Source organism: Escherichia sp. XD33 (genome assembly GCF_019375075.1).
In the GTDB taxonomy this organism is placed as follows: Bacteria; Pseudomonadota; Gammaproteobacteria; order Enterobacterales; family Enterobacteriaceae; genus Enterobacter; species Enterobacter flexneri_A.
This window is the reverse complement of record NZ_JAENDM010000127.1, coordinates 1-3516: the sequence shown is the minus strand read 5'-3', so window position 1 is coordinate 3516 and position 3516 is coordinate 1. Positions and strand designations below refer to the sequence as shown.

At 46.9% G+C, this 3516-nt stretch carries 3 protein-coding genes; 2 read left to right on the top strand and 1 reads right to left on the bottom strand.

Annotation, left to right across the window (positions count from 1 at the left end; all coding sequences use genetic code 11):
* Positions 1-796: 796 nt before the first annotated feature.
* Positions 797-997: an antitoxin VbhA family protein gene (locus K0778_RS25260; protein WP_061585996.1), complete on the top strand. Its 201-nt coding sequence runs from the start codon at positions 797-799 to the stop codon at positions 995-997.
* 749 nt (positions 998-1746) lie between these two features.
* Here the strand turns inward: K0778_RS25260 and K0778_RS25255 are convergent.
* Positions 1747-2211 (bottom strand): hypothetical protein, encoded by a 465-nt coding sequence (locus K0778_RS25255; RefSeq protein WP_061583928.1) that lies wholly within the window; start codon positions 2209-2211, stop codon positions 1747-1749.
* A 239-nt stretch (positions 2212-2450) separates the two neighbouring features.
* Between K0778_RS25255 and K0778_RS25250 the strand changes: the two genes are divergently transcribed.
* A complete protein-coding gene (locus tag K0778_RS25250; protein WP_063859057.1) occupies positions 2451-3059 on the top strand; it encodes a hypothetical protein in 609 nt (202 codons plus the stop codon).
* The last annotated feature ends 457 nt before the right edge of the window (positions 3060-3516 follow it).

The window sequence follows — 3516 nt, the reverse complement described above, 5'->3', positions numbered from 1 at the left end:
TTTTTTCCAGTTCATTGAGTTTGCGGCTCTTTGAACCTAGGTAACAGTCTTGTGCGAGACGTGTCACCAAATCTGTCCTTCCAGTGTAGCTGTAGTCAGGCTTTAACTTCAAGAACTCTCGATACACCTCTCGCACTCACTGCTACCAATGGCTACCGCCAGTGGCGCTTTGTCGTGTCTTTCAGGGTTGGATTCAAGAGTACAGTTACCTGATAAAGACGTGGTAGTCGGGCTGAACGGGGAGTTCGTGCATACAGCCCAGCTTGGAGCGAACCACCTACAAGGAACCCAGTTGCACGGGTAGGAATGAGAAAACGCCACCTTACGGCGGACTGCAACGGGTAAACCTCAGGGTGGGAACAGGAGAGCGCACGAGGGAGCGACCCATCGGAAACGGTGGGGATCTTTAAGTCCTGTCAGGTTTCGCCACTTCTGATTTGAGCGCCGGAAATCACCTGATTTCTGTGAAGCTTGTCAGGAGGGCGAAGCCTATGGAAAACCGGCAATCCCCAGAACCTCCTTATGGCCTTCTGCCTGAGCAGGTAACGCTCGCCGCAGTGTCATGACCGAACGAAGTGAGCGAATGACCGAGGAAGCGTAATGTCTGTAATGCTGAACAGGGATCGTGTCGCTCGGTACACACGTTTCCTCCCTGATTACACACCCGGCTGCAACAGTTTCCTGTCGTTTTCCACTTTTCCCTGCACAGCTATACAACGGCAACATCCGGGCAGGACATGTAAAGTTAGCTAACTTTACGCCTGCCTTATTCGCATGACTGCTCAAAGGAAAAACCATGACTGATGATCGGACACTGCAACTGCGCCTGACAGGGTTCCGTAAAGCGGAGGCCTCTCTCAGGCTTGAAGGGATGGATCCATCAGGAACCCCGCTTTATGAATCGGTAAAGACAAGGATTCTTTCCGGTGACATCACCTTCGATGAAGGCCGCACTGAGATACGGGCTCATTACCAGAAGCGGGCGAACAGTAACTGACGCGGACAGGAAATGTTTTGTGGCCACCGCCGCTGCGCCGGCGCCACAAAATGGCGGGACAAGATGTGTTTTTGGAGTACCGCCGGCACTCCAGAATGTTTCATCAGGCCCCGCCCGATACCCTGAATTTCGTACGTACGAAATTTCGCTGCTGTTCAGATCGAGAGCAGGATTCGCAAATTGCTGGCGTTTGCACCCACTGTAAATCTGCCGCGCCTGGCGGCTTGGCCAACGCTTCACGAACGCACAGTAAACTGCGCACTCGTTCACCGTTACCAGAAAGGCCATTGCGGGAATAATTCTTTCAGTCGTTCTACGAGATCAAGCAGCTCATTCATGACCTTCAGCATGACGCTTATCAGTTTCAAAAATTTAGGCATATAAAAATTTCCTGTACGGAGTTGGGTCTGGATCAGGAAATTAGGGACTTTGTAATTTTCAGCGGTAGAAAAATCAGTTTTTCTAAAAAAATTTTTTAGGCGGCGAAAAGTGAAGTAATGAGCACTGCTTCGTGCTGAAAATGAGGCTCAGGCAGGTGTTTTGCAGCGAAGGCGCGCGTCATTCACTCTCGTGCATAGCCATGCAGCGGCCTAAAAATCATCAGGGGCGTTTTTCAGGAGTATGGACAGGGAAAGGTGCCGGAAACGGCCCGGACGCCCCAGGATCGCGCTGAGGGGCTCTCAGGGGGTGCGGGCAAGAGATGTTATGGTAAATTGGACTCTCTACAGGAGAGTGTGTTTGTCAGCCTATTAACTTTTCGGATTACCGCGCTTCTTAGGTCTATTAACTTCACTTTTTCGATTCGCCTCTCTTTCTTCGATAAGCTCTTTCGAAAAACCTTCCAGCAGGTCTACCAGTCCGTTCAGATCGTAATGGTTTGTTGTTCTGGCATTGTCTTTCCCTTCTTTGTATCGAGGTATCCGCTTGATGGCACCACACTGTTCCAAATGAATAAAACTTCTTTGAACGGTTTTTAGTGAAACGCCCAGCATGTTCGCCAGTCTCTTTTTCGAAGGTCTTGGGGGGTTATCTTTTTCCCACCAATGCATTATGAGGTTTATGAGAACCATCGTATCAATACAGCTAAGACCCAACCTGGACTGATTTTCCAGTAAGGCATTTGGGATAATCGTCCATCCTGCAGAAATGTTTGTCTTCCCCCACTTGCTTACGTGGTTCTTTACTTCGCTCGACAGGTTATTTTTGTCTTCCATAAAACATGCATCCTGTGGTCATCTGAGGCTAGAGGGCATTTTATATATTGAACGTTTTACCGTTCACCTTGCGTCATTGTCTTAACGTATTGTCCCACTATATCTTTTTCTGTGTGGTCAAATCAGACCGTACCCTATGGTTTTTAAAGTCCACAGGGTGGGGTTTAAATGTACCATAGGATATGGTCTTTGTTGACCACTAACCAAAATGTTAGCAAATGATTTAAAGTGGTTTTTTTATGGCAAAATGTTTACTGGTCAAGGTCAGGAGGGAGACGAGCGTGGCGGTTTTTAGACAATGCGAAATTAGAGAAAAATATCTCGCGATTTACAAAGAGTCATTCGATGAAGTTATAACTTATCTTGAGAAGGCAGGTGCTTTAGAGCCCGGCGTTTTAAGGCTCACTACAATCGATGACAATGCTATTCGTGCATGGAAGAGCCAATGGAAAGGCAGGTCTCGTAAGCACGCTCATGGTGCTTGGGATTGGCAGAACCTTGTATCAAAGAGAGCTCGTTCTTGTAAAAGATTTGATGTGGCTGTTTGGGGAGAGGATGTGCTTTGTGGGCTTTCAGTTGGAAAGCTAACCCGTGGTAAAAAGACAGTTAGAATGGATTATCTAGAGGCTTGTCCAACAGCTCATCCGTTGGAGAAACGAATCACAATGATTGTGGTTGCTGTGGCTCTGTCAGTAGCTAAAAAAGTAGGGGCACAGCACGTAGCCATATTCAACCCGATAAAAGACAAAGAAGAAAAAGTGTTAAAACACTACCAGTCTTACGGGTTTACACAAAGAATGTTGTATGGACGCTTTTTGAAAAACGTGCTGTACAAAGAAGTTGTTTGATAGCTATGCGCCGTGAATACGACCACGTTGAACAAAGCCGTCATCTACTTTCATAGCAAGCAGGATGAAGTCCATAAGACCCTGATTGATTGGAGCTGAATTAGGAGAGGATGGATCCATTTTGCGTTGCTGTGCCTTTACCAGCTCACTTTTGCGCTCAGATACATAACTCATCTTGTGACTCTCTGTCTTGTATGGGGATGTAGACACTATAACAAGTGGATAAAAAAATAACGAGATCTCTATATTTTCAAAAAGAGATGACTGTTGTTGACTCGCCTCTTCTGCAAAGCGTACTCTTTTCTCTCAAAAGAAAAAAACCGCCTTTGCGGGGCGGTTTTTTTCCAGTTCATTGAGTTTGCGGCTCTTTGAACCTAGGTAACAGTCTTGTGCGAGACGTGTCACCAAATCTGTCCTTCCAGTGTAGCTGTAGTCAGGCTTTAACTTCAAGAACTCT